We start from the raw sequence: 23,934 nt of genomic DNA, 5'->3' as shown, positions 1-23,934 counted from the left end.
CTTCCGGCTGCGCGACCCCGTGACTTTCGCTCTCGACCCGGGTCAGACCATCGTCGAAGGCATGAACGAGCGCCTCGGCCCGGACATCCGCTCACGCGGGCCAGTACGTACGCCCCCACGCGCCCGGACCGGGGCGCGGCAGCGTCCTGCGGGCCACCCGGCCCGGCGCCGCCCACGCGTCGGCCACCCGCCGCGCGTCCGACGGCACCGACGCCAGTGCGGCCGCGCGCGCCTGGACCACCGCCAGTGCGGCGGCCAGCTCCTCCGGGGTCGGGTTCCCCTTGACGACCTTGATCACCACTGGACTGCCCTCCTGGGGCCTAGAGGGGGATGTTGCCGTGCTTCTTCGGGGGCAGGGACTCCCGCTTGGTGCGCAGCTGCCGCAGCCCCTTCACCACGTGCGCCCGCGTCTCGGACGGCATGGTCACCGCGTCGACGTAACCGCGCTCGGCGGCCGTGTACGGGTTGAGCAGCGCGTCCTCGTACTCGGTGATGAGCCGCGCCCTGGTCTCCTCGGCGTTGCCGGCCTCCTCCGCTTCGGCGATGGCCCTGCGGTGCAGGATGTTCACCGCGCCCTGCGCGCCCATGACGGCGATCTGCGCGGTCGGCCAGGCGAGGTTCAGGTCGGCGCCGAGGTGCTTGGAGCCCATGACGTCGTAGGCACCGCCGAAGGCCTTGCGGGTGATGACGGTGATCAGGGGCACGGTGGCCTCGGCGTACGCGTAGATCAGCTTCGCGCCGCGCCGGATGATTCCGTTGTACTCCTGGTCCGTGCCCGGAAGGAAGCCCGGCACGTCGACGAACGTCAGCACCGGGACGTTGAAGGCGTCGCAGGTCCGCACGAAGCGCGCGGCCTTCTCGGAGGCGTCGATGTCCAGGCAGCCGGCGAACTGCATCGGCTGGTTGGCGACGATGCCGACCGGGTGGCCCTCGACGCGGCCGAAGCCGGTGAGGATGTTCGGCGCGAACAGCGCCTGCGTCTCCAGGAACTCCGCGTCGTCGAGCACGTGCTCGATCACGGTGTGCATGTCGTAGGGCTGGTTCGCGCTGTCCGGGATCAGGACGTCGAGCTCGCGGTCCCAGTCGCTGACCTCGGTGTCGGTCTCCTCGGGGAAGGCGGGTGCCTCGGAGAGGTTGTTCGAGGGCAGGTAGGACAGCAGCGACTTCACGTACTCGATGGCGTCCTTCTCGTCACCCGCCATGTGGTGCGCGACGCCGGACGTGCTGTTGTGGGTGCGCGCGCCGCCCAGCTCCTCGAAGCCGACGTCCTCGCCGGTGACCGTCTTGATGACGTCCGGGCCGGTGATGAACATGTGCGAGGTCTGGTCGACCATGACCGTGAAGTCGGTGATGGCGGGGGAGTACACCGCGCCGCCGGCGCAGGGTCCGACGACCAGGCTGATCTGCGGGATCACGCCGGAGGCGTGCACGTTGCGGCGGAAGATCTCGCCGTACATGCCGAGCGCGCTGACGCCCTCCTGGATGCGGGCGCCGCCGGAGTCGTTGATCCCGACCAGCGGGCAGCCCGTCTTCAGCGCGAAGTCCATGACCTTCATGATCTTCTGGCCGTAGACCTCGCCGAGGGCGCCGCCGAAGACGGTGAAGTCCTGCGAGAACACCGCGACGGGCCGGCCGTCGACGGTGCCGTAGCCGGTGACGACCCCGTCCCCGTACGGACGGGTCTTCTCCAGCCCGAAGTTCGTCGACCGGTGCCGGGCGAACTCGTCCAGCTCGACGAAGGACCCCTCGTCCAGCAGCAGGGCCACCCGCTCGCGGGCCGTCAGCTTGCCCTTGGCGTGCTGCTTCTCCACCGCTCTCGCGGAACCGGCATGGGTGGCTTCCTCGACGCGGCGCTGCAGGTCCGCGATCTTGCCCGCGGTGGTGTGCATGTCGATCGGCTCTGACGGTTGTGACGACATCGGGGTCGCGGCTCCCTGCGTGGTGTCAACTGCCTGGTGAATTCACTGATTACTACTAGCTACTGGTGCGTAGGGTATCGGCGCGCATGGCGCTCGGCAGTGCGGCGTTTGACACACCTCATCTGGCTTGCCTGGCCTCGCGGCGCCCCCTAGGGGACGCCGCCCCGGGAGCCTGTGCGTCGGTCGGGTGAATGCGGAAGCCGGATGCCCGGTTCACCGGAGAACTCCCCGCGGCCGGGCGGCCAGGGAGGATCATGGTGAGGACGCCGGCCCGGGCCGAAGCCCGGTCCGGGGCTTCCACACGAGGGGACTCTCGATGCCATCAGACGCTTCCGCTTCTTCTTCCGGCTCTTCCGGCTCTTCCGGCGCTTCCGCTTCCGGGAGCCGCTGGTCGAGCCTGGACCGGCCGCCGCTGAACGGCGCCGCACTGCAGCGGGCCCTCGTGGTCCCGGACGGGCTGTGGACCTCGCTGGAGGTGGTGGGAACCACCGGGTCGACCAACAGCGACCTCGCCGCGCGCGCCGCAGGACTGCCCGAGGGGGCCGTGCTGGTCGCCGAGGAGCAGAGCGCGGGGCGGGGGCGGCTGGACCGGAGCTGGGTCGCGCCGGCGCGGTCGGGCCTGTTCTTCTCCGTCCTGCTCAAGCCCGGACCGCAGGTGCCGCAGGAGCGCTGGGGATGGCTGACCCTGCTGGCCGGGGTGGCGGTCGCGACCGGGCTCTCGCGGGCCGCCGGCGTGGACACCGCCCTCAAGTGGCCCAACGACCTGCTGGTGACCGTGGACGGCGAGGAGCGCAAGACCGGCGGGATCCTCGCCGAACGCGTCGCCGACGGGATCGTCCTCGGCATCGGGCTGAACGTGACGCTCACGGAGGACGAGCTGCCGGTGGACACCGCCGGATCGCTGATGCTGGCCAAGGCCTCCGTCACCGACCGGGATCCGCTGCTCAAGGCCGTCCTGCGCTCGCTGGAGCAGTGGTACGGGAACTGGCGGGCGGCCGGCGGCGACCCGGCGGCCAGCGGTCTGCAGGAGACGTACGCGGCGGGCTGCGCCACCCTCGGCAAGCACGTGCGGGCGGAGCTGCCCGGGGGGCGCACCCTCACCGGAACGGCCGAAGCGGTGGACACCGACGGGCGGCTCGTCGTGCGCACGGCGGACGACGAGCACCAGGCCGTGGGGGCGGGGGACATCGTCCACCTCCGGTCCGTGCGGTAGCCCGCCGGGCGGGTCGCCCCGGGTGAGGGAGCGGGGGAGTGAGCTACGGCACACCTGCCGTATGGTTTAGGCGATCCCGGTCCTCTCGGTGATCACCCGGTTCGGCAGTGCGCACGGAATGGACAGGAGGCGGCCCTTGACCGTCGACGGCCCTCACTCCAGCGCGCCCACCCCCGCCACGCCGGCGGGTGGCTCCGGCGGGTCCGGCGGGCCCGGCGGGTCCGGCGTCCACGCCACCCCGATCGGCCGCGGCCAGCACACCACCCACCACGAGGTCGACCACACGGCCCAGCCGACGGCCGACCCGCTCGCCATCCGCCTGGAACAGCTGATCCTGGGCGCCGAGCGCCGGTACACCCCGTTCCAGGCGGCCCGCAGCGCCGGCGTCTCGATGGAGCTCGCCTCCCGCTTCTGGCGGGCCATGGGCTTCGCGGACATCGGGCAGGCCAAGGCCCTGACGGAGGCGGACGTACTGGCGCTGCGCCGGCTCGCCGGCCTGGTCGAGGCCGGGCTGCTGAGCGAGCCGATGGCGGTACAGGTGGCCCGTTCCACGGGGCAGACCACGGCGCGGCTCGCGGAGTGGCAGATCGACTCCTTCCTGGAGGGGCTGACGGAGCCGCCGGAGCCGGGCATGACCCGTACGGAGGTCACGTACCCGCTGGTCGAGCTGCTGCTGCCCGAGCTCGAGGAGTTCCTCGTCTACGTGTGGCGCCGCCAGCTGGCCGCCGCGACCGGGCGGGTCGTCCAGGTGGCGGACGACGAGGAGATGGTCGACCGGCGGCTCGCGGTGGGCTTCGCGGACCTGGTGGGCTTCACCCGTCTGACGCGACGGCTGGAGGAGGAGGAGCTCGGCGAGCTCGTCGAGTCCTTCGAGACGACCGCGGCGGACCTGGTCGCGGCGCACGGCGGCCGGCTGATCAAGACGCTGGGCGACGAGGTGCTGTACTGCGCCGACGACGCGGCCACGGCGGCGGAGATCGCGCTGCGGCTGGTCGAGACGATGGGCGCCGATCCGCAGATGCCGGAGCTGCGGGTGGGGATCGCCTTCGGGACCGTGACGACCCGGATGGGGGACGTCTTCGGGACCACGGTGAACCTGGCCTCGCGACTGACGTCGATAGCGCCGAAGGACGCGGTGCTGGTGGACGGCGCGATGGCCGAGGAACTCGGCCGCACGGGCGCGGCGCCGGTCTCCGAGAAGGAGGCCGAGGCCGAGGCGGGCGGCGGGGCGTACCGCTTCGCGCTCCAGCCGATGTGGCAGCGGCCGGTGCGCGGCCTGGGCGTGGTGGAGCCCTGGTCGCTGACGCGCCGGAAGCCTAAGATCCCGGAATAACGTTCGTTAACCGGGAGGGCCGTTCTGTGTCGGAGCCTGTGTCTGTGTCCGAGTCCGTCGGGTTCGTCGGCCTGCGTCGGCATGAGGGCGGGGTCGTGGAACTCGTTCTGGACCGGCCCAAGGCGATGAACGCGGTGTCCACGGACATGGCGCGGGCCATCGGTTCTGCGTGCGCCTCGCTCGCGGCGGACGCGTCCGTACGGGTCGTCGTGCTCTCCTCGTCCGCGGAGCGGGCCTTCTGCGTGGGCGCCGACCTCAAGGAGCGCAACGCCCTGTCGGACGCCGATCTGGTGCGCCAGCGGCCGACCACGCGGGGCGCGTACGGCGGGGTGCTGGAGCTGCCGATGCCGACCATCGCGGCGGTGCACGGGTTCGCGCTGGGCGGCGGCTTCGAGCTGGCGCTGGCCTGCGACGTCATCGTCGCCGACGAGAGTGCCGTGGTGGGCTTGCCCGAGGTGTCGGTCGGCGTGATCCCCGGCGGCGGCGGTACGCAGCTGCTGCCGCGGCGGGTGGGCGCGGCCCGGGCCGCGGAGCTGATCTTCACGGCCCGACGGGTGGAGGCCGCCGAGGCGCTCGCGCTGGGGCTGGTGGACGCGGTGGTCCCGGCGGGGTCGGCCCGCGAGGAGGCCCTTGCCCTGGCCGGGCGGATGGCGGCGAACTCCCCCGTCGGACTGCGGGCGGCGAAGCGGGCGCTGCGGCTCGGACACGGGATGGACCTCACGGCCGGGCTGGAGATCGAGGACGCGGCGTGGCGCACGGCGGCCTTCTCCGGGGACCGGGCGGAGGGCGTGGCGGCGTTCAACGAGAAGCGGAAGCCGCGGTGGCCGGGGGTCTGACCCGTCCGGCCTGTCCGACCCGTCCGGCCCGTCCGACCGAGGGCCGCGGGGCGGCCCGGCTCCCGTCCGGACCGCGTGATCCTGCGTGATCCTGGGCTGGCTCAGAGCCGCGCCAATATCACCAAATCGGACAAAGCCCCTAACCTGGTGTGATGGGTGTTGACGGGCGGCTGCGAGCCGTCGTGGGCCTCGCGCAGGCCATGGCGGCCGCGTGCGCGCCGCGGGAGAGCGTGCGGGCCGCGGCGCGGGGGGCGAGGCTGGCGATGGACGGCTCGTTCGCCGCGATCTCCGCGTGGGAGCGGGAGCGGGGCTGCCTCCGGGTGCTCGTGAACGAGGGCGAGCGCAGGGCCGGGGAGGAGGAGTTCCCCGCGGACGAGTCGTATCCCGTCCACGACTTCCCGGAGATCGCGGAGTTCCTCCACGAGCGCTGGGTGGGCGGGGGCGGGCCCCACGCCTGGGTCGAGAGCGCGGTCGGCGACCGGCCGGGGCGCCGGGGCGAGGCGCTGCGCCGGCGCGGGCGCGGAACGTGCGTGGTCGCGCCCATCGTGCTGAGCGGGCGGGCGTGGGGCGAGCTGTACGTGGCCCGGGACGAGGGGCTGGCGGACTTCGACGAGGACGACGCGGAGTTCGCGACGGTGCTGGCGGCCGTGGTCGCGGCCGGCCTCGCGCAGAACGACCGGCTGGAGGAGGCCCGGCGGCTCGCCTTCACGGACCCGCTGACCGGGCTGGCCAATCGGCGTGCCGTGGACATGCGGCTCGACGAGGCGCTGGAGGAGCACCGGCGGAGCGGGGGGCGGACGGTGGTCAGCCTGGTGGTCTGTGACCTGAACGGCCTCAAGAAGGTCAACGACACCCTCGGCCACGCGATGGGCGACCGGCTGCTGGAACGTTTCGGCTCGGTCCTCAGCCTGTGCGGGGCGCTGTTGCCCGGCGCGCTGGTCGCGCGGCTGGGCGGGGACGAGTTCTGCCTGGTCAGCGTGGGGCCCTCGGCGGACGAGGTGGTGCGGGTCACCGAGGAGGTGTGCCTGCGGGCCGCCGAGCTGGAGCTGGGCGAGGGGGTCGCGTGCGGGGTCGCCTCGACCGGGGATCCGATCGGCCCGGTGAAATCGTCCCGGCGGCTGTTCCGGCTGGCGGACGCGGCCCAGTACAAGGCCAAGGCGGCGCGGTCGGCGAAGCCCGTGGTGGCGGGGCGGGACACCGCGGTGGTGCGGCTGGCGGACACGGCGCAGCAGGAGGCGGCCGGTGAGCGCCGCCGCTTCCGCGGCCGCAGTTGAGCGTCCGGGGCGCCGGCGGGGCCGGATCCGGGCCGGGGCGGCCCGGTTTCCGGCAGGCGCCGGGTCCGCTCGCCCCCGACGGGCATCCGTTTCGGCATCGCTTCGGTACCGCTTCGGCATCGCCACGGGTCCCCGCGGGGCGGAGTCCGCCGCGGCCGCGCGCGCGGGGCACGGGGAGGGGTGACATGAAGAGATTCAGTCCGTAGGGTGCTGAATATGGATATGCACACTGTCGTGGTGGGAACGTCCGGGACCACCGCCGAGGACGTCATCGCCGTCGCGCGGGGCAACGCCCGCGTCGAGCTTTCCGCCGAGGCCGTCGCCGCACTCGGCCGCGCACGCGAGATCGTCGAAGCGCTCGCCGCCAAGCCCGAGCCCGTCTACGGGGTGTCCACCGGGTTCGGGGCGCTCGCCTCCCGGCACATCAGCCCCGAGCTGCGCGCACAGCTCCAGCGCAACATCGTCCGCTCGCACGCCGCCGGCATGGGCCCGCGCGTCGAGCGCGAGGTCGTGCGCGCGCTGATGTTCCTGCGCCTGAAGACCGTCGCCTCCGGCCACACCGGCGTCCGGCCGTCCGTCGCGCAGACCATGGCCGACGTGCTGAACGCCGGGATCACGCCCGTCGTCCACGAGTACGGCTCGCTCGGCTGCTCCGGGGACCTCGCCCCGCTGTCGCACTGCGCGCTCGCCCTCATGGGCGAAGGCGACGCCGAGGGTCCCGACGGGACCGTCCGGCCCGCAGGCGAACTCCTCGCCGAAGCCGGGATCGCGCCCGTGGAGCTCCGCGAGAAGGAGGGTCTCGCCCTCCTCAACGGCACCGACGGCATGCTCGGCATGCTGATCATGGCCCTCGCCGACCTCGGCAAGCTCTACACGGCCGCCGACATCACCGCCGCCCTGACCCTGGAGGCGCTGCTCGGCACGGAGAAGGTCCTCCAGCCCGAGCTGCACGCCATCCGCCCGCACCCCGGCCAGGGCGCCTCCGCCGCCAACATGGCCGCCGTCCTCGAGGGGTCCGGACTCACCGGGCACTTCCAGGAGGAGTCCGCCCCGCGCGTCCAGGACGCGTACTCCGTCCGCTGCGCCCCGCAGGTGGCCGGCGCGGGCCGCGACACCATGGCGCACGCCGCCCTCGTCGCCTCCCGCGAACTGGCCGCCGCCGTGGACAACCCCGTGGTCCTGCCCGACGGCCGCGTGGAGTCCAACGGCAACTTCCACGGCGCCCCGGTCGCGTACGTGCTCGACTTCCTGGCCATCGCGGCCGCCGACCTCGGCTCCATCGCGGAGCGCCGCACCGACCGGCTGCTCGACAAGAACCGCAGCCACGGCCTGCCGCCGTTCCTCGCGGACGACGCCGGCGTGGACTCCGGCCTGATGATCGCCCAGTACACGCAGGCCGCGCTGGTCAGCGAGATGAAGCGGCTCGCCGTCCCGGCCTCCGCCGACTCGATCCCCTCCTCCGCCATGCAGGAGGACCACGTCTCCATGGGGTGGTCGGCCGCGCGCAAGCTCCGTACCGCGGTCGACAACCTGAACCGCATCATCGCCATCGAGATGTACGCGGCCACCCGCGCCATCGAGCTGCGCCACGGGCTCACCGCGGCGCCGGCCAGCCGGGCCGCCATCGCGGCGGCGCGCGCGGCGGGCGTGGAGGGTCCCGGGCCGGACCGTTTCCTCGCGCCGGACCTGGCCGCCGCGGACGCGTTCATCCGTTCGGGTGGACTCGTGGACGCCGTGGAAGCCGTCACGGGCCCCCTCGCCTGAGGGCGGCGCACCTTCGGCCGCCCCGCGCCGCGCGGCCTCCCGCGCGGCGCGGGCCGCACCGGTACCACGTCACCACCGCAACGAGGCCGCGGCCCGGGGTTCCCACCCCGGGCCGCGGCCTCGTCCGTACCCCCGCGCCCGCCGCTACAGCACGCGCGAGCGGCGCACCGAGAAGGTCACGAACCCGGCCCCGAGGCCCAGGCAGAGCGTGCCGCCCAGCAGGTACGGGGTGGTGTCGACGCCGCCGGTGTCGGCGAGAGAGAAGGAGTCCCCGGCGGTCGGCAGGCTCGTGTCGGCGGCCACGGACCGCACCTCCACCCGCGCGTTCGCGGCGGCGGGCGCGGCGGAGGCCCCGCCCGGGTGCCCCGGCGCCGTGGCGTTGGCCGAAGGGACGAACCACAGGACGGCGAGGAGGGTGGTCGCTCCGAGAGCGGTAAGTGCTGATCGTCGTGCGGACACGGAGCGATCCCCCTTGTGGCAGCAGCGAATTGGCCGTGTGCGGTGATGCTACGGAATGGGGCGGGTCGTGGGAAAGCCGGGGCTTCCGCGGGCTTACCCTCCGTCGTATGAACCCTTCTGAGACATCACGGTACGTACGGCTTCGGGTGGATTTGGTGCTCGAGGTGTCGGACGTCGCCGCGCTCACCGGAGCCGCCCTTGCCCACATCAAGGCCGACGAGTTCATGCCGGACGAGGAGCGCGGCCACGCGGAGGCGGCGGTCCGTGAGGACGAATCGGAGGCTTTGGCCTATTTGGTGGACCCCACCGACCTGGTCGCGGAGATCCCCGGCGTCGATCTCGCGCAGGCCTCCTGGAGCAGCGAGCCCGTGGAATACGACCCCGAGTCAATGGAGTGGGACCTCGACGAGGAAGATGGGGACTTCGACGAAGAGACTGACAACGCCTGACGGTGGGGTTGACCACATTCGAACGGAATGGGGAAGCGATCCGGGGCGTTAACGCGTTGTCAGGACGAGGCAGGGGGGTCACTTCCCCCTGCCCGGGGAGTTCCGGCAACGATGGAGTGGCGTGTGAGGACGGACAGCAAGCGACGGAGAAGGTCCCTGGTGGCCATATCCGCCGTGCTCGGGGGCGTACTGGTGCTCGCGGGGTGCAATGACGCGAGCGACGGCAAGGGGGACGCGCCGAAGGCCAACGGCGAGGCCTCGGCCAAGGCCGATGTCGACGCGGCGGCGGCCAAGGACACCTCGAAGGCCAAGATAGCCATCACCCCCAAGGACGGCGCGACCAACGTCGGCCTGAACGACGCGGCGAACGTGGCCGTCACCGACGGCACCCTCACCCAGGTCGATCTGAAGACCTCCGAGGGCACGGCCGTCGCGGGCAAGATAGCCGCCGACGGCAAGAGCTGGAAGCCGGACGCCGCGCTGAAGCGCTCGACCAAGTACGCGCTGGCCGCGACCGCGAAGGACGAGGCGGGCCGCGAGGCGCACGAGAACGCCTCCTTCACCACCGTCTCCCCGGAGAACAGCTTCGTCGGCTCGTTCATACCGGAGGAGGGGCAGACCGTCGGCGTGGGCATGCCGGTCTCGATCACCTTCAACAAGCCGATCAAGGACAAGAAGGCCGTCCAGGCGGGCATCACGGTCACCTCCAGCAGCGGCCAGGAGGTCGTGGGCCACTGGTTCAGCGCGCAGCGCCTGGACTTCCGCCCGGAGAAGTACTGGACGGCGAACTCCACCGTCACCCTGAAGCTGGCGCTGGACGGCGTGCAGGGCGGCCCCGGGGTCCAGGGCGTACAGAATAAGACGGCCACCTTCAAGATCGGCCGCAGCCAGGTCTCCACGGTCGACGCGAAGACCAAGAAGATGACGGTCACCCGGGACGGAGCGGTCCTCAAGACCATTCCGATCTCGGCGGGTTCCCCCGAGAACCCGACGTACAACGGCCAGATGGTGATCTCCGAGAAGTTCAAGGAGACCCGGATGAACGGCGCCACCGTCGGCTTCACGGACGACGACGGCAAGGGCGAGTACGACATCAAGGACGTCCCGCACGCGATGCGTCTGTCGAACTCCGGCACCTTCGTCCACGGCAACTACTGGGGATCCGACTCGATCTTCGGCAGCGTCAACACAAGCCACGGCTGTGTCGGCCTCAACGACGCCAAGGGCGCGAACGACCCGAACCAGCCCGCGGCCTGGTTCTACGACAACTCCCTCATCGGTGACGTCGTCACGGTCGTCAACTCCCCGGACAAGACCATCAAGCCCGACAACGGCCTGAACGGCTGGAACATGAGCTGGGCGGACTGGAAGGCGGGCGCGGCTCTCTGACGCACCGCTGGTCGTAGTACGAGAACCCCCCGCGACGGACGGCGGGGAGCCCGGACCGGGGCTCCCCGCCGTCCGTCGTTTCCCGACGGCTTCTCATCCGGCTCTTAGACGGGGACCGCCCGGGTACCGGGGTCCGCGGAAATTCCCGGGCGTCCGGGAGGGGCCCGGTCTAGGGTCCTGCTCATGCCGATCACCCAGCAGGTCACCGAGCTCCCCGCACCCCCGTCCGACTCCGAGGTGGACGCCTGGCGGTCGGTCCTGGCCGCCGCCCGGGGCCTCGACCTGCCGCAGCTGCCGCCGCCCACCACCGCCGAGGTGGCCGGACGGCTACGGGTGCCGCCCGCGCGGGGCCGAGCCGTCCACTGGGCGACGGACGGCGGGGTCGCCTCCCTGATCCTCTTCACGGACGGGAGCAACGAGCACACCGCGCACCTGGACGAGCTGGCGGTACGTCCCGACGCGCGCCGCCGGGGCGCGGGCACGGCGCTGTGGCAGCGGGTCCGGGAGGAACTGCTCGCCCAGGGCCGGACCTCGGTCTCGGCGGAGGTGGACCTGGGCGGCCCGGGCGAGGCCTTCGCGCGGTCGCTCGGCTTCGAGAACCTCCTGCCGATGGGCTGGTACGCGCAGGACGTGCCCGCGGCGTCGGCCGAGCGGGCCCGGACGGGGCCGCCGGCCCTCGCACCCGGCTACGAACTGCACTGCTGGCCCGGACTGATTCCCGACGCCTGGGCGCGGGCGGCGGCCGTCGCCCACGGGTCGATGGACGACGCCCCGAGCGGGGACCTCGACCAGCGGATCCAGACCTGGTCCGCGGAGCGGCTGCACGCGGCCCACCGGCTGATCCTGGCCCGGGGCGGCGCCGTGACCACCGTCGCCGCGGTCACCCCGCAGGGCGAGGTGGCGGCGTACACGGAGCTCGTCCTCCCCGACCCGGCCGGAGAGCGCGCCCTCCAGTACGACACGGTGGTCACCCCCGGCCACCGCGGCCACGGCCTCGGGCGGGCGGTGAAGCTCCGCATGCTCGCGGAGGCGGCGGCCCGCCATCCGTCGCTGCGCCGCATCGACACCTCGGTGGCGGACGAGAACACCCCGATGCTCGCGGTGAACGCCGCCCTCGGCTACCGCCGCGAACGCGCGGCGGGGTACTTCCAGCTCACGCTCCGGCCCAGCTCCTGACGCGGCACTAGCCCAGGTCCTGGCGTCGGCCGTCGCCGTCGCCGCCCCCGAGGCCGTCGCCGGCATCCTCCGGTGCCGGCGGCACGGCCACCGTTGCGGCCGCCGGTACCGGCACCGCCGCGGCCTCCTGGGGATGCGGGGCCTCGCGCGGCCCCACCGGCCCCGTCGGATCCGTCGGCTCCGTCTCGGCCGACCAGGACGCCAGGAGGCGCAGCGCGTCGGCCGAGGGGGAGCCCGGGACCGCGTGGTACGTGACCAGGAACTGTGCCGGGTCGTCCGGCAGGGCCAGGGTCTCGAAGGAGAGCACGAGCTCACCGACCAGCGGGTGGCGCAGCCGTTTGCGGCCGTGCGTCTTGTCGGCCGCCACCGTGTGCGCGGCCCACAGCCGACGGAACTCCTCGTTCTTCACCGAGAGCTCGCCCACCAGCGCCGTCAGCCGTTCGTCGTCGGGGAACCGGCCGGCGTACAGCCGCAGATTGCTCACCACCTCGCACGCCCGGCACTCCCAGTCCGCGTACAGCTCGGCCGTCGCAGGGTCCAGGAACACGAGCCGCACCAGATTGCGCTCGGGCGCCGGCACCGCCCCGAAATCGCCGAAGACCGCCGCCGCCAGCCGGTTCCAGCCGATGACGTCCTGCCGCCGCCCGACCAGGTACGCCGGCACGCCCTCCATCGCGTCCAGCAGCGTCCGAAGCTCCGGGCGCACCTGCTGCGGACGCGCCGACTGGCGGCGCCTACGGGGCTTCGGGGCGGCGAGACGGCTCAGGTGCGCGCGCTCCGTACCGTCCAGGCGCAGCGCCCTCGCGACGGCGTCGAGCACCTCCGCGGACACGTTCTGCCCGTGCCCCTGCTCCATGCGCGTGTAGTACGCGACCGACACCCCCGCCAGCTGCGCCAGCTCCTCGCGGCGCAGCCCGGGGACCCGGCGGTGGCGTCCGTAGTCGGGCAGGCCCACGTCCTCGGGGCGCAGCCGGGCGCGTCGGGTGCGGAGGAATTCGCCGAGCTCGGCTCGCTGATCGGACTGGTCCATCACCCCAGTATCTCCGGGCGGGCGCGCGGACCGCAGGGCCGTGCCTGACCCCGCCAGGGGTAGGTTTGCGGGTCCTAGGCAGGACAGGGGGGTGGGTGCCCGGCGGGGGAGGGGGCAGGCTGGTTCCACCGAACCAACCGAGGAGCCCCCACCGTGTCCGTCACCCAGGTCGCCGCCTACGCCGCTCCCGCCCCCAAGGCCCCGCTGGAGCGCACCACCGTCCCGCGCCGTCCCGTCGGCGCGCACGACGTCCTCATCGACATCAAGTTCGCAGGGATCTGCCACTCCGACATCCACCAGGCCACCGACGGCTGGGGCGAGGGCATCTACCCGATGGTCCCGGGCCACGAGATCGCCGGTGTCGTGAGCGAGGTGGGCCCGGACGTCACCGGGTTCGCCGTGGGCGACCGGGTCGGTGTGGGCTGCTTCGTCGACTCCTGCCGTGAGTGCGAGTACTGCCTGCGCGGCCAGGAGCAGTACTGCGTCAAGGGCATGACCGGCACGTACAACGCCCGCGGCAAGGACGGCGAGCCCACCTACGGCGGCTACTCCACCCACATCGTGGTCGACGAGAACTACACCGTCCGGATCCCCGACGGCATCGCCCTCGACGCGGCCGCCCCGCTGCTGTGCGCCGGCATCACCCTCTACTCGCCGCTCAGGCACTGGGGGGCCGGTCCCGGCAAGAAGGTCGCCGTCGTCGGGCTGGGCGGCCTCGGGCACATGGGCGTCAAGCTCGCGCACGCCATGGGCGCGGAGGTGACCGTACTGTCGCAGACCCTGCGCAAGAAGGAGGACGGGCTGAGGCTCGGCGCCGACCACTTCTACGCCACGAGCGACGAGGCCACCTTCGACGAGCTGGCCGGCAGCTTCGACCTCATCGTCTCCACGGTCTCGGCGCCGCTCGGCTTCGACTCCTACCTCGCCCTGCTGAAGGTGGACGGCGCCCTGGTGAACGTCGGCGCCCCGGAGGAGCCGGTCGCCCTGAACCTGTTCTCCGTCATCAACGGCCGCAAGACCCTCGCCGGTTCGATGATCGGCGGCATCGCCGAGACGCAGGAGATGCTCGACTTCTGCGCGGAGCACGCGCTGGGCTCGGACATCGAGGTGATCCGCGCGGAGGAGGTCAACGAGGCCTACGCGCGCGTGCAGGCGGGCGACGTCCGCTACCGCTTCGTCATCGACGCCTCGACGATCTGATCCCGCTCGCCCGGCACGACGGAGCCCCGGCCCCCGCGAAGAGCGGGGGCCGGGGCTCCGTCACGTGGCCGCGGCGGTCGGGTCCGGCCCCGCTCCCGCCCCGCTCCCGCCCCGCTCCCGCCCCAGCTCGGCCTCGGGTCAGCCCTCGCTGGGGGCCACGCCGATGGGGCAGGAGACACCGGTGCCGCCGATGCCGCAGTAGCCGCCGGGGTTCTTGTCCAGGTACTGCTGGTGGTGGGCCTCGGCCGGCCAGAACGTGCGCTCGGCCGCCGGGAGGACCGCCGTGGTGATCTGGCCGTGGCCGGAGGCGGTCAGGACCCGCTGGTAGGCGTCGCGGGAGGCCTCGGCGGCGGCCTGGGCGGCGGGGGAGTGGGTGTAGACCGCCGAGCGGTACTGGGTGCCGACGTCGTTGCCCTGGCGGAAGCCCTGGGTGGGGTCGTGGGACTCCCAGAACAGCTTCAGCAGGGCCTCGTAGGAGACGAGCGACGGATCGAAGACGACCCGCACGACCTCGGCGTGGCCGGTGCCGCCGGAGCAGACCTCTTCGTAGGTCGGGTTCTCGGTGAAACCGCCCTGGTAGCCGACGAGCGTGGTCCACACCCCCGGGGTCTGCCAGAACGCGCGCTCGGCCCCCCAGAAACAGCCGAGGCCGAAGTCCGCGACCTGGAGGTGGGCGGGATAGGGGCCCGCGAGCGGGTTGCCGAGCACGGTGTGCGCGGCCGGCAGGGCGAAGACCGGCTCCGGGCGCCCGGTCAGCGCTTCCTCGCGGGTGGGCAGCTCGGGCGTGCGGCGGTACGAGAACATGGATTCCCTCCTTGTGGTCTACCGATAACGGCGAACGACGCGCGGGGATTCCCCGGCCCGCCGTTCGCCGTGACGGCCTCGGCCGCCGCAGGAGCCGTCAGCGGGCCGGGACGGACCTTCTCGCCCCGCCCGGGGCTCCGGGCGCGTACGCGGAATCCCCGCCGACACGGTCGGCGGGGATTCTGTGGTGCGGTCAGCCTGGTTCAGGCCTGGCCGTGGGTGTCGATGCCCGGTCGGCATCGACGATCCGTCGGCCTTCTTGTGGACAGTCGCTTCAGTCGCGTTCCACCGCTAGGGCGGAGGTAGCCGCGCCGGCCAATTCGGCCAATGTGCCGGAGACCTCGCCGGCGGAAGCGAGGACGGAATGCGAGCCGTCAGGGAGGAGCTGAATCACAATCTCTCCCGCCTCCCTGTCATAACAATCCACGGCGAGCCTGAGAGTGTCGTGAGAGAAAGTCGGGAAGAGCTCGCGAAGCCTGGCATCAGCTCCGACGGCGAGAAGCAGGCTGCGATACGGACGAAGACGCTCACTCTCCAGGACGATATTCCATTGAGTTTCGACCGGAATTCCGTCCTCGTGCCCCTGGCTGATTCGCTCGTACTCCAGGAAGGGGAAGTCCCTGCTGAGATCTCGCAGTTTCTCCCCTCGGCGCCAGGCGCCCATGGCCGCGGTCAGGGCCGACAGGTCGGATGTGCTGCCCCTGGCCCAGATGAATCCGCGCCCTTCGAGCTTGAGCGAGAACGACCGCCGCCCGAGCCCCAGCAGTACTGACATCCTTCCCCGGTCCGAGTCCGCGTTGGCGGTCTTGTAGAGCCCTTTCCCGGAGGTCGCCTGCGGGTAGATCCTTCCCAGGTCGATCCCGTTCTGGCGCGACACGCGCGCGATCGCCGCCACCAAGCCGCCGTATTCGACGAGATCGGCATAGTGGGCCACGTCGAGGATCTCCGAGAGATCTACGTCCCCCTCGTGTCCTGTTGCGCGCATGGCTCCTCCTCCCTCTCCGTCACGTACTCCTGCCATCCTTAGATCTCGCCCCAGATGTGGACCTTTGCGAATATGGGGTCGGTCCAGTCCGGTTCGGTCAGGTCCAAGAGTCCGTCCTTGTCGTAGAACTTGACCATGTCCCACGTCGTCTGGCCGTTGGCGAGAGCGCGGGCGATCCAGCCCATCTCCTGCTCCGTGGCCTTGGCGCCAGAGGTCATGCCTCGGACGGCAGACCCTTCCCAGCCGCCCGTGAACCCTTCGGTGTACACGTGCAGGGTCGTCCCCGGGTCCTTGATGGCCCTGGTGACATGGGTCATCCACTGGCCGTTCTGGCCGTTCGTGCCCATGTAATGCGTGAGGTTCTTCTTCTCTGCCCACTTCACGACGCCGGCTTCCTGGATACCGAGTGCCACATCGCAGTTGTGGACCAGGACCGGGCTGACACCTGCGAGCACATAGTAGGTGTGGAAGTCGTCGACGGTGAGGTTGTGCGTGGTGACGGCGTGCGGGTAGTTGCGTGTCGCCGTGACCGTGAGGGTGGTGCCGTCGGGCTGGCGGAGCCGTTCGCCGGCCTTGAGTTCGCCGGCGTCGGTCCACTGGTGGCGGGTTTCGCTCCAGTAGGGGTGGTGGTAGGTGGAGGTGATCTTCGCGGGCGGGCCGCGCGGACTTGCCTCGTCGGTGAGGGTGAGGTCGGTGAATTCCTTGTCGTCGGGGGTGGTGATGGTGGTGGTGACGGTCTTGGGACGGGTCTGGCCGGTCTGCGGGTCGGTGGCCAGGACCACGTCGCCGTCCTTGACGTCCTCGATGGACTTCGAGGAGCCGTCGGCCATCAGGACCCGCACGCCGGTGGGGAAGCTGTTGCACGAGGGCGCGGACGTCGAGGCGTCGCTCCCGCCGGACCCGGTTTCCGTTTCGGCTTTTCCGGTGTTCTTCGCGGCGTCGGCTTCGTCGGCTACTGCCTTGGCCTCAGTTCCCGCGCTGTCGCTGGCGGATTCCTTGGCGGCTTTCTCCGATGCCGATTTGGCCGCCTTGGCCTCGGCGTCGCGGGCTTCCTTCAGCGCCTTCTTCGCGGTGCTGTAAGCAGAGGCGGCCTTCGCGGCTCCGCGTTCGGCTTCGTGGATGGCGTCGTAGGCCTTGTTGACCTCCTTGTAGATCTTGAAGGCCTTGATGCCGATCTTGACGGCCTTGAAGAGCTTGCCCCAGGGGACGAAGTTCAGGGCCGTGTTGATGCAGGCCATGACGTCGCCCTTGGTGAAGCAGTCACGGGCGTCGTTGTATCCGATGAGGTCGCCGACCATGTCGATGACTTCGTCGATCAGCTTGTCGCGCTTCTTCTTGGCCTTGGTGACGTTGTTGTTGGCCTGGTTGAGCTCCGTCCTGTCCGGTTCGTCATCGGCCCACGACATGTCCGGCATGTGGCTTTCGGCGTACTTCACCGCGTCGCTGCACTCGTCGCCGTTGCAGCTGAACATCATGCCGCTGGGGTCGGAGGCGTTGACGGGGCTGTTGTTGGAGTACGCGTAGGCGTTCCACTGCTGTGGGTTGCCCGCATCGACGATGAGGTCCGGGCTGATGAAGCGGCCGGTGGTGGGGTCGTATTCGCGGGCGCCCAGGAGGGTGAAGCCGGTGGCCTTCTCCTTGGTGCCGCCGATGAATCCCTTGTCGCCGGCCCAGGCGCCGGGTGCGGGCTGGGTGCCGCGTTCGTTGCCGAACGGGTCGCTCGCGCGGCGGATGTGGCTGAGGTCGGAGGCCTTGAACTGGACGCCGCCGGTGCCGTGGTGGTCCGAGCTCTGGTAGGCGAGCGTGGAACCGTTGGTGGTGCTGGTGGTGCGGGTGATCGACAGGCCGCCGGGTGCCACGTAGGTGCGGACGTTGGAGACCTTGCCGCTGGCGGTGTCCAGGGTGAGCTGGTCGGTGCCGAGGTTGAGGGTGGTGCTGGTGGGGTCGCGGCGGATGAGCTGGTTGCCGGCGGTGTCGTAGAGGTAGCTGGTGCCGGCGCTCTCGCCGGTGCCGACGATCTTGTCGAGCTTGCCCTGTCCGTTCCAGGTCAGGTTCTTGGTGCCGGCGGTGGTGGTGATGCCGGCGGTGTTTCCGGTGGCGTCGTAGGTGTAGGAGGTGACCTTGGTTCCGGACGGGCCGGTTTCGGTCGAGGTCATCAGCGCGTGCGGGCCGCCCGTGCCGCCGCCGGTCTTCGGGTCGGAGGACGGGGCGTTGGGGCCGGTGCCGAAGGTCTGGGCGATCGTGACGTCCTTGGCCGCGTTGCCGGTGACGTCCTTCTTGACCAGCTTCTTGCGGTTGCCGAGCGCGTCGTACTCGTACTGCTGCCAGTACGGGGCGGTACCGCCGACGCTGGGCTTGCCCGCGCCGTCGACGGCGGGGCCAGCCGCGTTGGTGCAGCCGCCGATGCCGCGGACGCTGGGTGCGGCGGCCGTGGTCTGGGTGCCGGTGTCGGTCCAGGCCTGGGTGAGTCGCCCCAGGTAGTCGTGGGTGAAGCACTGCAGGTCACGGCCGGTGCCGTCCTGGGTGTCACCGATCGAGGTGAGCTGACCGACCTTGTTGTAGGTGTAGTCCAGGACATCGACACTCGCGGTCGCGGCCGTCTGCTTGTCCAGGGTGGAACGGATCGCGCGTCCGCTGCCGGCGTCGTAGTCGGTCGTGGAGACGACCTGGACGCCGGTGTCACCGACGGTGGTCCGGATCGGACGACCGTAGGGGTCGTAGCGCATGTCCACGAGGTACGGGGTCCTGGCGAGACCGATCTTGCCGCTGAGCGAGGTGGTGTTGCCCGCGACATCCGTACCGAACGTCAGCGTCTCGACACCCAGCCCGGCCTTGGCGATGCCGGGGAGGGCGGTGGTCTTCAGCTGCCCGTAGGCGTCGTAGGTGCTGGTCGTCTGGTAGGTGCCGGCCAGCTCCTTCTCGACGGCCGGGATGGTGATCTTGGTGCCGAGGGGGCGGTAGCCGCCGTCGTAGCCGGTGACCTCCGAGATGTAGGCGCTGCCCGTCTTGCCGCCCACGTAGCGCGTGGTGGTGTCGGGCTTGCCCAGGGCCTTGGTGTCGTAGGTGAACGCGCCGACCTGCTTGGCCGGGTCGATGGCCGTGCCCTCGTACGTCGCGATGGTGCGGCCGAGGAGGTCAGCCACCTGAGTGGCGCTCTTCTGGCGGGCGTCCGTGGCGGTGACGAGGTTCTTGCTGTCGTCGTAGACCGTGGTCCTGATGCCCGAGTCGGGGTCGGTGGTCTTCACCACGCGGCCGAGGAGGTCGTAGGTGAACGTCCACTCGTTGCCGGCGGAGTCCTTCCGCGACAGCTCCTGACCTTGACTGTTGGACAGGTAGGTCGTCTCGTCGTACGCGCCGGTGGGCGTGTTGGCCTTGTACTGGCGCAGGATCGAGGTGGTGCCGTTGCTGATCTTGGTGGTGGCGAACCCGCCGGCCGGCGGGATCTGACGGGTCTCGTCCGCACCCGGGTACTGGGTCTTGGAGCGGGACTGCTCCACGCCGAAGGACTGGGAGATGGAGTCGGTGACGCGTCCGAGGCCGTCGAAGACCTGGATGGTCTGGGACGGGATCTTGCTGTCGGGTTGGACGCCGCCGTTGGGCAGGAACACCGCCGCGGAGGGCGCGCCCTGGTCGGTGTAGTAGGAGGCGCTGGTCTTGGTCTGCCAGCCGTGGGAGTCGAAGAGCGCGTCCGTGATCATCCGGCCGGCCACGCCTGACGGGGGTGTGGCCTGGGTCTGGCGGACCCGGCCGAGGCCGTCGTAGATGGAGTAGCTGGACGTGTAGGAGTTGTCGTTCATGAGCGCCTGGCTCAGAACGGCGGACGGCGCGTTGGTGCCGTTCATCGTGTACGAGAACTTGCGGACCGGGAGGTCCGTGGTGGAGTTCTGGCCGGGCTGCCAGATCTTCACGACCCGCCCGAGCGCGTCATAGGCGCGTTCGGCGACGTGGCTGTTCTCGTCGGTGCTCTTCAGCGGCTGCGAGCGGCCGATGTCGAGGGTGGTGGTCGACTTCCAGCCCAGCGGATTGGTGTGCGTGACGCTGTTCGGCAGGACGCCCGTGGCGGGCGTGTATGCGGTGGTGGTGACGGCGCCGCCGGGGTGGGTGGCGTCGGTGCGGGTCTTGTTGGTGTTGCTGGTGACGCGGCCGTAGGCGTCGTAGGTGGAGGTGGAGTTGAGACGGTAGACCGGCTTACCGTTGCCGTCGTACTTCTCCAGGACCTCGGTACCCGTGCCGTTCGCCGTCGCTCCGACCTGGCCGTAGGCCAGACCGTCGAAGTAGGAGCGGGTGTCGCCCACGGTGTTCGCCGCGGTCGGCGTCTGACCGCAGACGCCGGAGACGACCAGGGTGCGCGAAGCGAGCTCGGTGATCGCGCCGCCCGGACCGGTCGGGTACTCGAAGGTGGTGCACAGACGCTGGTCGGTGCGCGAGATGTCACTGTTGTCGTCGACCTGGAGCGGACGGGTCGTGAGCGTGGTGTCGTACGTCGACGAACGCTCACCGGTGCGCCAGGTGCCGTTGGCGAGCTTGGCGCGGCTGGTGACCTTCGCCGTGTTGACCGCGCGGGCGGTGATGGCCGGCATGCCGGCGGACTGGGCACGGGTCGCGGTGACCGGACCGATCCAGGGGGTGGTGACCTCGTCCGAGACCACCGTCCCACCGTCACGGTCGTACGTCTCGCTCTGGCGGACGAACCCGGACAGGACGTCCTCGTCCTTGATGCTGCCACCCTGCGCGTCGGTCACGTTCACGCTGCGCTTGGAGCCGTTGGCGAGGACGTCGCCGTCCATGCCGCGCAGGTAAGTGGTGACGCTCTTGGTGCGCGGGGCTTCGCTCGCGTTACCGTTACCGGTACGGGTGGTGACGGTGGCGAAGCCGCGGAACTGGTCCCAGGTGCGGGTCTTGGGGTCGGCGAACTCGGAGTCGTTGCGGTGCCAGGCGATGCCACCGGTGTACTCGTAGTCGGTGACCGTGGAGACCTGGCCACCGACCCTGTCCTGCTGGGTGACGGACTGGACGACGACCTTGTTGAACCAGTCGTTGACCGGGTCCGCGAAGGACTGGCCGGGCAGGTACCACTTGACCGGCATGCAGGCCATCGTGTTGCCGTCCTCGGAGGACGGCATCGTGCCCGCGAGACGCGAGCATTCCGGGGCCTTGTAGGCGACGTTGATCTGCCCACCGGTCTCGGTGGTGATCGTCTGGATCCGCGGACGACGGTAGGAAGGCGCCGAGGCGTCCGTGCCGTCCGGACGCCTGACCACACCGTCGACTCGGTTGGGGAACTGCGTCGCCTGGAAGGAGACGGCCGGGAGCTTGATCGCGGTCTTGCCGTTCGAACCCGTCCGCTCGATCTTGTCGAGCCACAGGGTCGGGGACGTGCCGTCACCCGGGTCCTGGAACGACTGGGTCAGGTCGTAGGTGTCGACCTTCGTCCATGCCGTGCCCGTCCACACCTCGGTGTAGATCTGGGTGAACTTCTTCGTCGTGAAGTACGTCGGGGAGAGGTTCAGGCACTGCCCGGTGGCCGCGCACTCCTGGTCGATCGGGGTGTCCGGCCAGGACTTGGCGTTCGCCTTGATCCGCTGAGCCGGATCACAGGTGATCGCACCCGCCACGACACAACGCTCGGCGTTGGTGATCGTGATCTGGGCGGCCGGCTTCGCCGCGCCCTTCGCCGCGATCTGGTCGGGCAGGCGCTGCCCGTAGCCGATCCAGGTGGGGTAGGAGCCGCGCTGGTACTTCGTCGAGGTGCCGGTGCCGTTGTTCTGGCCGCCGCCCCGCCCGTAGAAGTTGTCCTCCTGCTCGTAGCGGTAGGTCACCAGGTTCTGGTGCGGGTCCACGACGTAGTCGAGGTTCCACTGCCAGCCCAGCTGCTGCCACGTACCGTTCGCAGGGGTGTCGGCGCCCAGGCACTTGTCCTGACCGCTGTTGAAGTACACCGGGACCGTCGAGACCGACTTGGCCTCCGGGTCCGTACCATCGCCGCCCGGCAGGCGGTTCGCACCGAAGTAGTACTGGGTCCCGTCGGTCGTGGTGACCTTGAAACCCTCGCCCTTCCAGGCGCTGTTGCGCTGCCCGGTCAGACGCTCGATCTTCGTGCCGTCCTCACCCTGAAGGTGATAGACGCACGTCGCGTCGTCCCGGACGATCTGACCCGCATGACCCTCCATCGACAGGGAGAGGATGTCACCCGCCCAGCACTCGTCACCCGACTCAGCGATCCCCGCGTCCTTGCAACCCTTGTAAGAACGAGAGATCGAACCGGGACTCCAGTCCCAGCCCTCACCGAAACCGGACGCCTGCGCGTTCGTCGACGCCGTACGGCCATCGATCGAAGACGAGTCATAGCCAAGGCCCACGCTCGGACCCGCACCGGCAATCGAGGACGGGACCTCCACCGTGTAGCCGTAGGTGAAGTTCGCCGCGTTCGAACCCGCCTGCCACGACATCGACGGCGCAAGCGGGGTCGCGGTGAAGTCACCCGACGCACCCGACGGACCCGGCTCCACCGCGAGCGCGACCGCCTGCGGCGCCATCATCTGAGGCGCCGCCGCGGGCGCCGACTGCGCACCCGGGGAAGACTTCAGCAGACTCGGAGCAGACACCGCCGCCTTCGGCGCGTCGACCTCCGCCACCAGACGGCCCGACGCGTCCCTGTGCGACGCCACCGGCGTACGAGCCGTACAGCCCGCCGCACCCGGAGTCGTCAGCGCACAGTCGGGCAGGCGCACGACGCGCGCGCGGTCTCCCCAGTTCGCACCGGTCGTCTTCGACCACGCCGACACGTCGAAACCGACCTGCACCGTGCCCGAAGCAGCACTGCCCGTGGCGTCGGTCAGGGCGACGAGCGCGCCTTCGACACCCGCCGCACGCGTCTTCGCCTCGTCCTTCACCTCCACCCGCAGCGAACCCTCACCCGAGCCGCCGTTACCGGCGGCAGGCGCGGTGGCGAGCTCGGAAAGCTTTGCGGAAGGCTTTGAGCCGGAGCGCGCGGAGAGCCATACCGGAAGCTCGCCCGCCTGAACGGGCTTTGCACCCGCGACACTTCCGGAGCCGCCACCCGAAGCGAGCGGAACCGTCGCGGAGCCGGCCGGCGCCTTGGCCTTCGCGTCCAGGGTCCACGGCTTGCTCGCCGGCGCCTTGGCCTCGACGGGCTTGGCTTCCGATCCCTTGACGGGCTTGGTCTGCGGGAGCGCCGTCTTCGGCGGCACCCACACCTTCGGCGGCTTCGCCGCCGCTTCGGCCGCGGGCAAGCCCAAGCCGGAGATGAACACCGCAAGCACGGCGATCATCGCTACACGTGGCCGTCTCGCGCGCGCGCGCGAAGACAGACCACTTTGACGATACAACAAATTTCCCCCACAGAAAGGAACAAGAGAGTCCGTTTTTGACAGAATCCGGACAGCGCACCTTAAGGAGGGTGAAGTGTTTTCGTACAGACTTTCCTTAATATTTCCTTACATGATCAATCTCACTTGACAACCAACATGCCTCTAATGGGAGGGAGTCAGACATATGTACCTGCAAATGCTTTGACAGATTTGCTGGGAGCAAGCACCGTGCGCGTGACCTTCGTTCACCGACGCGCATAGCGAGGACCTCTGCCCATGAGGCCATCTTCTTCATCACCCGACCCGAGACCGGGGGCCCTCCGGCGTCGGCGGGCATCCGCGGCCGCGGTGCTCCCCGTGGTCGGCGCAGCCGTACTGTCCCTCGGAGCCGGGCTGATCACCGCACCGGACGCCTTCGCGTCGAACGGGCCGGCCGACCACAACTGGCCCGCCGCGACCGCCAAGCCCGAGCCCACCGCCCAGCAGAAGGCCGTGGACACGGCGTTGGCCCAGGCGAAGAGCATGGGCAAGCGGGTGGTCATCGACCACCTGACGACCAGCAGCTCGCAGACGTTCGCCAACCCGGGCGGCACCCTCAGTGTTGACGCCGCCTCGGCTCCCGAGCGGGTGAAGCAGAAGGACGGGGCCTGGCGGGCGATCGACACCACGCTGCGGGCCAACGGCGACGGGACGATATCCCCGGCCGTGGTCCCCTCCGCGCTGAGCATCTCCGGCGGCGGCACCGGCCCGATGGCGACGATGACCACGGCCG

The 23,934-nt window shown here is 70.8% G+C and carries 16 protein-coding genes and 1 pseudogene; 10 read left to right on the top strand and 7 right to left on the bottom strand.

What is annotated here, in order from left to right; all coding sequences use genetic code 11:
• Positions 1-91: 91 nt before the first annotated feature.
• Together ABZY44_RS31625 and ABZY44_RS31620 are read right to left on the bottom strand one after the other, a co-directional pair.
• On the bottom strand, positions 92-301 hold the full coding sequence (locus ABZY44_RS31625; RefSeq protein WP_356659858.1) for an acyl-CoA carboxylase epsilon subunit: 210 nt from the start codon (positions 299-301) through the stop codon (positions 92-94).
• Positions 302-320: 19 nt separating this feature from the next.
• Positions 321-1,919 (bottom strand): acyl-CoA carboxylase subunit beta, encoded by a 1,599-nt coding sequence (locus ABZY44_RS31620; RefSeq protein WP_356659856.1) that lies wholly within the window; start codon positions 1,917-1,919, stop codon positions 321-323.
• Between the two features lie 316 nt (positions 1,920-2,235).
• Here ABZY44_RS31620 and ABZY44_RS31615 point away from each other — a divergent pair, with 316 nt between their 5' ends.
• The 5 genes from ABZY44_RS31615 to hutH all read left to right on the top strand — a co-directional run bounded on the left by ABZY44_RS31615 (position 2,236) and on the right by hutH (position 8,339).
• A complete protein-coding gene (locus ABZY44_RS31615) occupies positions 2,236-3,132 on the top strand; it encodes a biotin--[acetyl-CoA-carboxylase] ligase (protein ID WP_356659854.1) in 897 nt (298 codons plus the stop codon).
• Positions 3,133-3,373: 241 nt separating this feature from the next.
• Positions 3,374-4,465, top strand: a complete 1,092-nt coding sequence (locus tag ABZY44_RS31610; protein ID WP_356659862.1) for an adenylate/guanylate cyclase domain-containing protein — start codon at positions 3,374-3,376, stop codon at positions 4,463-4,465.
• A gap of 44 nt (positions 4,466-4,509) precedes the next feature.
• Positions 4,510-5,301, top strand: a complete 792-nt coding sequence (locus tag ABZY44_RS31605) for an enoyl-CoA hydratase-related protein (protein WP_356659852.1) — start codon at positions 4,510-4,512, stop codon at positions 5,299-5,301.
• A 152-nt stretch (positions 5,302-5,453) separates the two neighbouring features.
• Positions 5,454-6,575: a GGDEF domain-containing protein gene (locus tag ABZY44_RS31600; RefSeq protein ID WP_356659850.1), complete on the top strand. Its 1,122-nt coding sequence runs from the start codon at positions 5,454-5,456 to the stop codon at positions 6,573-6,575.
• A 222-nt stretch (positions 6,576-6,797) separates the two neighbouring features.
• Positions 6,798-8,339 carry a histidine ammonia-lyase gene (hutH, locus tag ABZY44_RS31595; RefSeq protein ID WP_356659860.1) on the top strand — a complete coding sequence of 514 codons (1,542 nt, stop codon included), beginning with the start codon at positions 6,798-6,800 and terminating at the stop codon, positions 8,337-8,339.
• A 144-nt stretch (positions 8,340-8,483) separates the two neighbouring features.
• Here the strand turns inward: hutH and ABZY44_RS31590 are convergent, their stop codons facing one another.
• On the bottom strand, positions 8,484-8,798 hold the full coding sequence (locus ABZY44_RS31590) for a hypothetical protein (protein ID WP_356659848.1): 315 nt from the start codon (positions 8,796-8,798) through the stop codon (positions 8,484-8,486).
• A 107-nt stretch (positions 8,799-8,905) separates the two neighbouring features.
• Here ABZY44_RS31590 and ABZY44_RS31585 point away from each other — a divergent pair, with 107 nt between their 5' ends.
• From ABZY44_RS31585 to ABZY44_RS31575, 3 genes are all read left to right on the top strand, one after another.
• Entirely contained in the window at positions 8,906-9,247 is a 342-nt protein-coding gene (locus ABZY44_RS31585) for a hypothetical protein (RefSeq protein WP_356659846.1), read from the top strand.
• A 111-nt stretch (positions 9,248-9,358) separates the two neighbouring features.
• Positions 9,359-10,636, top strand: a complete 1,278-nt coding sequence (locus tag ABZY44_RS31580; protein ID WP_356659844.1) for an Ig-like domain-containing protein — start codon at positions 9,359-9,361, stop codon at positions 10,634-10,636.
• Between the two features lie 183 nt (positions 10,637-10,819).
• Entirely contained in the window at positions 10,820-11,812 is a 993-nt protein-coding gene (locus ABZY44_RS31575; RefSeq protein WP_356659842.1) for a GNAT family N-acetyltransferase, read from the top strand.
• 7 nt (positions 11,813-11,819) lie between these two features.
• On the opposite strand, the gene ABZY44_RS31570 is transcribed toward ABZY44_RS31575, so the two are convergent.
• Complete coding sequence (locus ABZY44_RS31570; protein ID WP_356659840.1) at positions 11,820-12,842, bottom strand: helix-turn-helix transcriptional regulator; 1,023 nt, start codon at positions 12,840-12,842, stop codon at positions 11,820-11,822.
• Between the two features lie 153 nt (positions 12,843-12,995).
• Between ABZY44_RS31570 and ABZY44_RS31565 the strand changes: the two genes are divergently transcribed.
• Complete coding sequence (locus ABZY44_RS31565; RefSeq protein ID WP_356659838.1) at positions 12,996-14,042, top strand: NAD(P)-dependent alcohol dehydrogenase; 1,047 nt, start codon at positions 12,996-12,998, stop codon at positions 14,040-14,042.
• 138 nt (positions 14,043-14,180) lie between these two features.
• Here the strand turns inward: ABZY44_RS31565 and msrA are convergent, their stop codons facing one another.
• From msrA to ABZY44_RS31550, 3 genes are all read right to left on the bottom strand, one after another.
• Positions 14,181-14,846: a peptide-methionine (S)-S-oxide reductase MsrA gene (gene msrA / locus ABZY44_RS31560; protein WP_356659836.1), complete on the bottom strand. Its 666-nt coding sequence runs from the start codon at positions 14,844-14,846 to the stop codon at positions 14,181-14,183.
• A 274-nt stretch (positions 14,847-15,120) separates the two neighbouring features.
• Complete coding sequence (locus tag ABZY44_RS31555; RefSeq protein ID WP_356659834.1) at positions 15,121-15,831, bottom strand: DUF6193 family natural product biosynthesis protein; 711 nt, start codon at positions 15,829-15,831, stop codon at positions 15,121-15,123.
• Between the two features lie 38 nt (positions 15,832-15,869).
• A complete protein-coding gene (locus ABZY44_RS31550) occupies positions 15,870-23,123 on the bottom strand; it encodes a polymorphic toxin-type HINT domain-containing protein (protein ID WP_356659832.1) in 7,254 nt (2,417 codons plus the stop codon).
• A 396-nt stretch (positions 23,124-23,519) separates the two neighbouring features.
• On the opposite strand from ABZY44_RS31550, the pseudogene ABZY44_RS31545 reads away from it, so the two are divergent.
• Positions 23,520-23,934: pseudogene (locus tag ABZY44_RS31545) on the top strand (hypothetical protein); the annotation flags it as partial.

Source organism: Streptomyces sp. NPDC006544 (genome assembly GCF_040611715.1).
Lineage (GTDB): Bacteria > Actinomycetota > Actinomycetes > Streptomycetales > Streptomycetaceae > Streptomyces.
Note: the sequence above shows the minus strand (reverse complement) of the source record. Positions and strands in the feature narration are given on the sequence as shown.

Bases quoted from the DNA above. Each gene is read 5' to 3' on its own strand.
- ABZY44_RS31620 (WP_356659856.1), bottom strand. From the start codon at position 1,919: ATGTCGTCACAACCGTCAGAGCCGATCGACATGCACACCACCGCGGGC.
- ABZY44_RS31615 (WP_356659854.1), top strand. From the start codon at position 2,236: ATGCCATCAGACGCTTCCGCTTCTTCTTCCGGCTCTTCCGGCTCTTCC.
- ABZY44_RS31600 (WP_356659850.1), top strand. From the start codon at position 5,454: ATGGGTGTTGACGGGCGGCTGCGAGCCGTCGTGGGCCTCGCGCAGGCC.
- hutH (WP_356659860.1), top strand. From the start codon at position 6,798: ATGCACACTGTCGTGGTGGGAACGTCCGGGACCACCGCCGAGGACGTC.
- ABZY44_RS31585 (WP_356659846.1), top strand. From the start codon at position 8,906: ATGAACCCTTCTGAGACATCACGGTACGTACGGCTTCGGGTGGATTTG.
- ABZY44_RS31580 (WP_356659844.1), top strand. From the start codon at position 9,359: ATGGAGTGGCGTGTGAGGACGGACAGCAAGCGACGGAGAAGGTCCCTG.
- ABZY44_RS31575 (WP_356659842.1), top strand. From the start codon at position 10,820: ATGCCGATCACCCAGCAGGTCACCGAGCTCCCCGCACCCCCGTCCGAC.
- ABZY44_RS31570 (WP_356659840.1), bottom strand. From the start codon at position 12,842: ATGGACCAGTCCGATCAGCGAGCCGAGCTCGGCGAATTCCTCCGCACC.
- msrA (WP_356659836.1), bottom strand. From the start codon at position 14,846: ATGTTCTCGTACCGCCGCACGCCCGAGCTGCCCACCCGCGAGGAAGCG.
- ABZY44_RS31555 (WP_356659834.1), bottom strand. From the start codon at position 15,831: ATGCGCGCAACAGGACACGAGGGGGACGTAGATCTCTCGGAGATCCTC.
- ABZY44_RS31550 (WP_356659832.1), bottom strand. From the start codon at position 23,123: ATGATCGCCGTGCTTGCGGTGTTCATCTCCGGCTTGGGCTTGCCCGCG.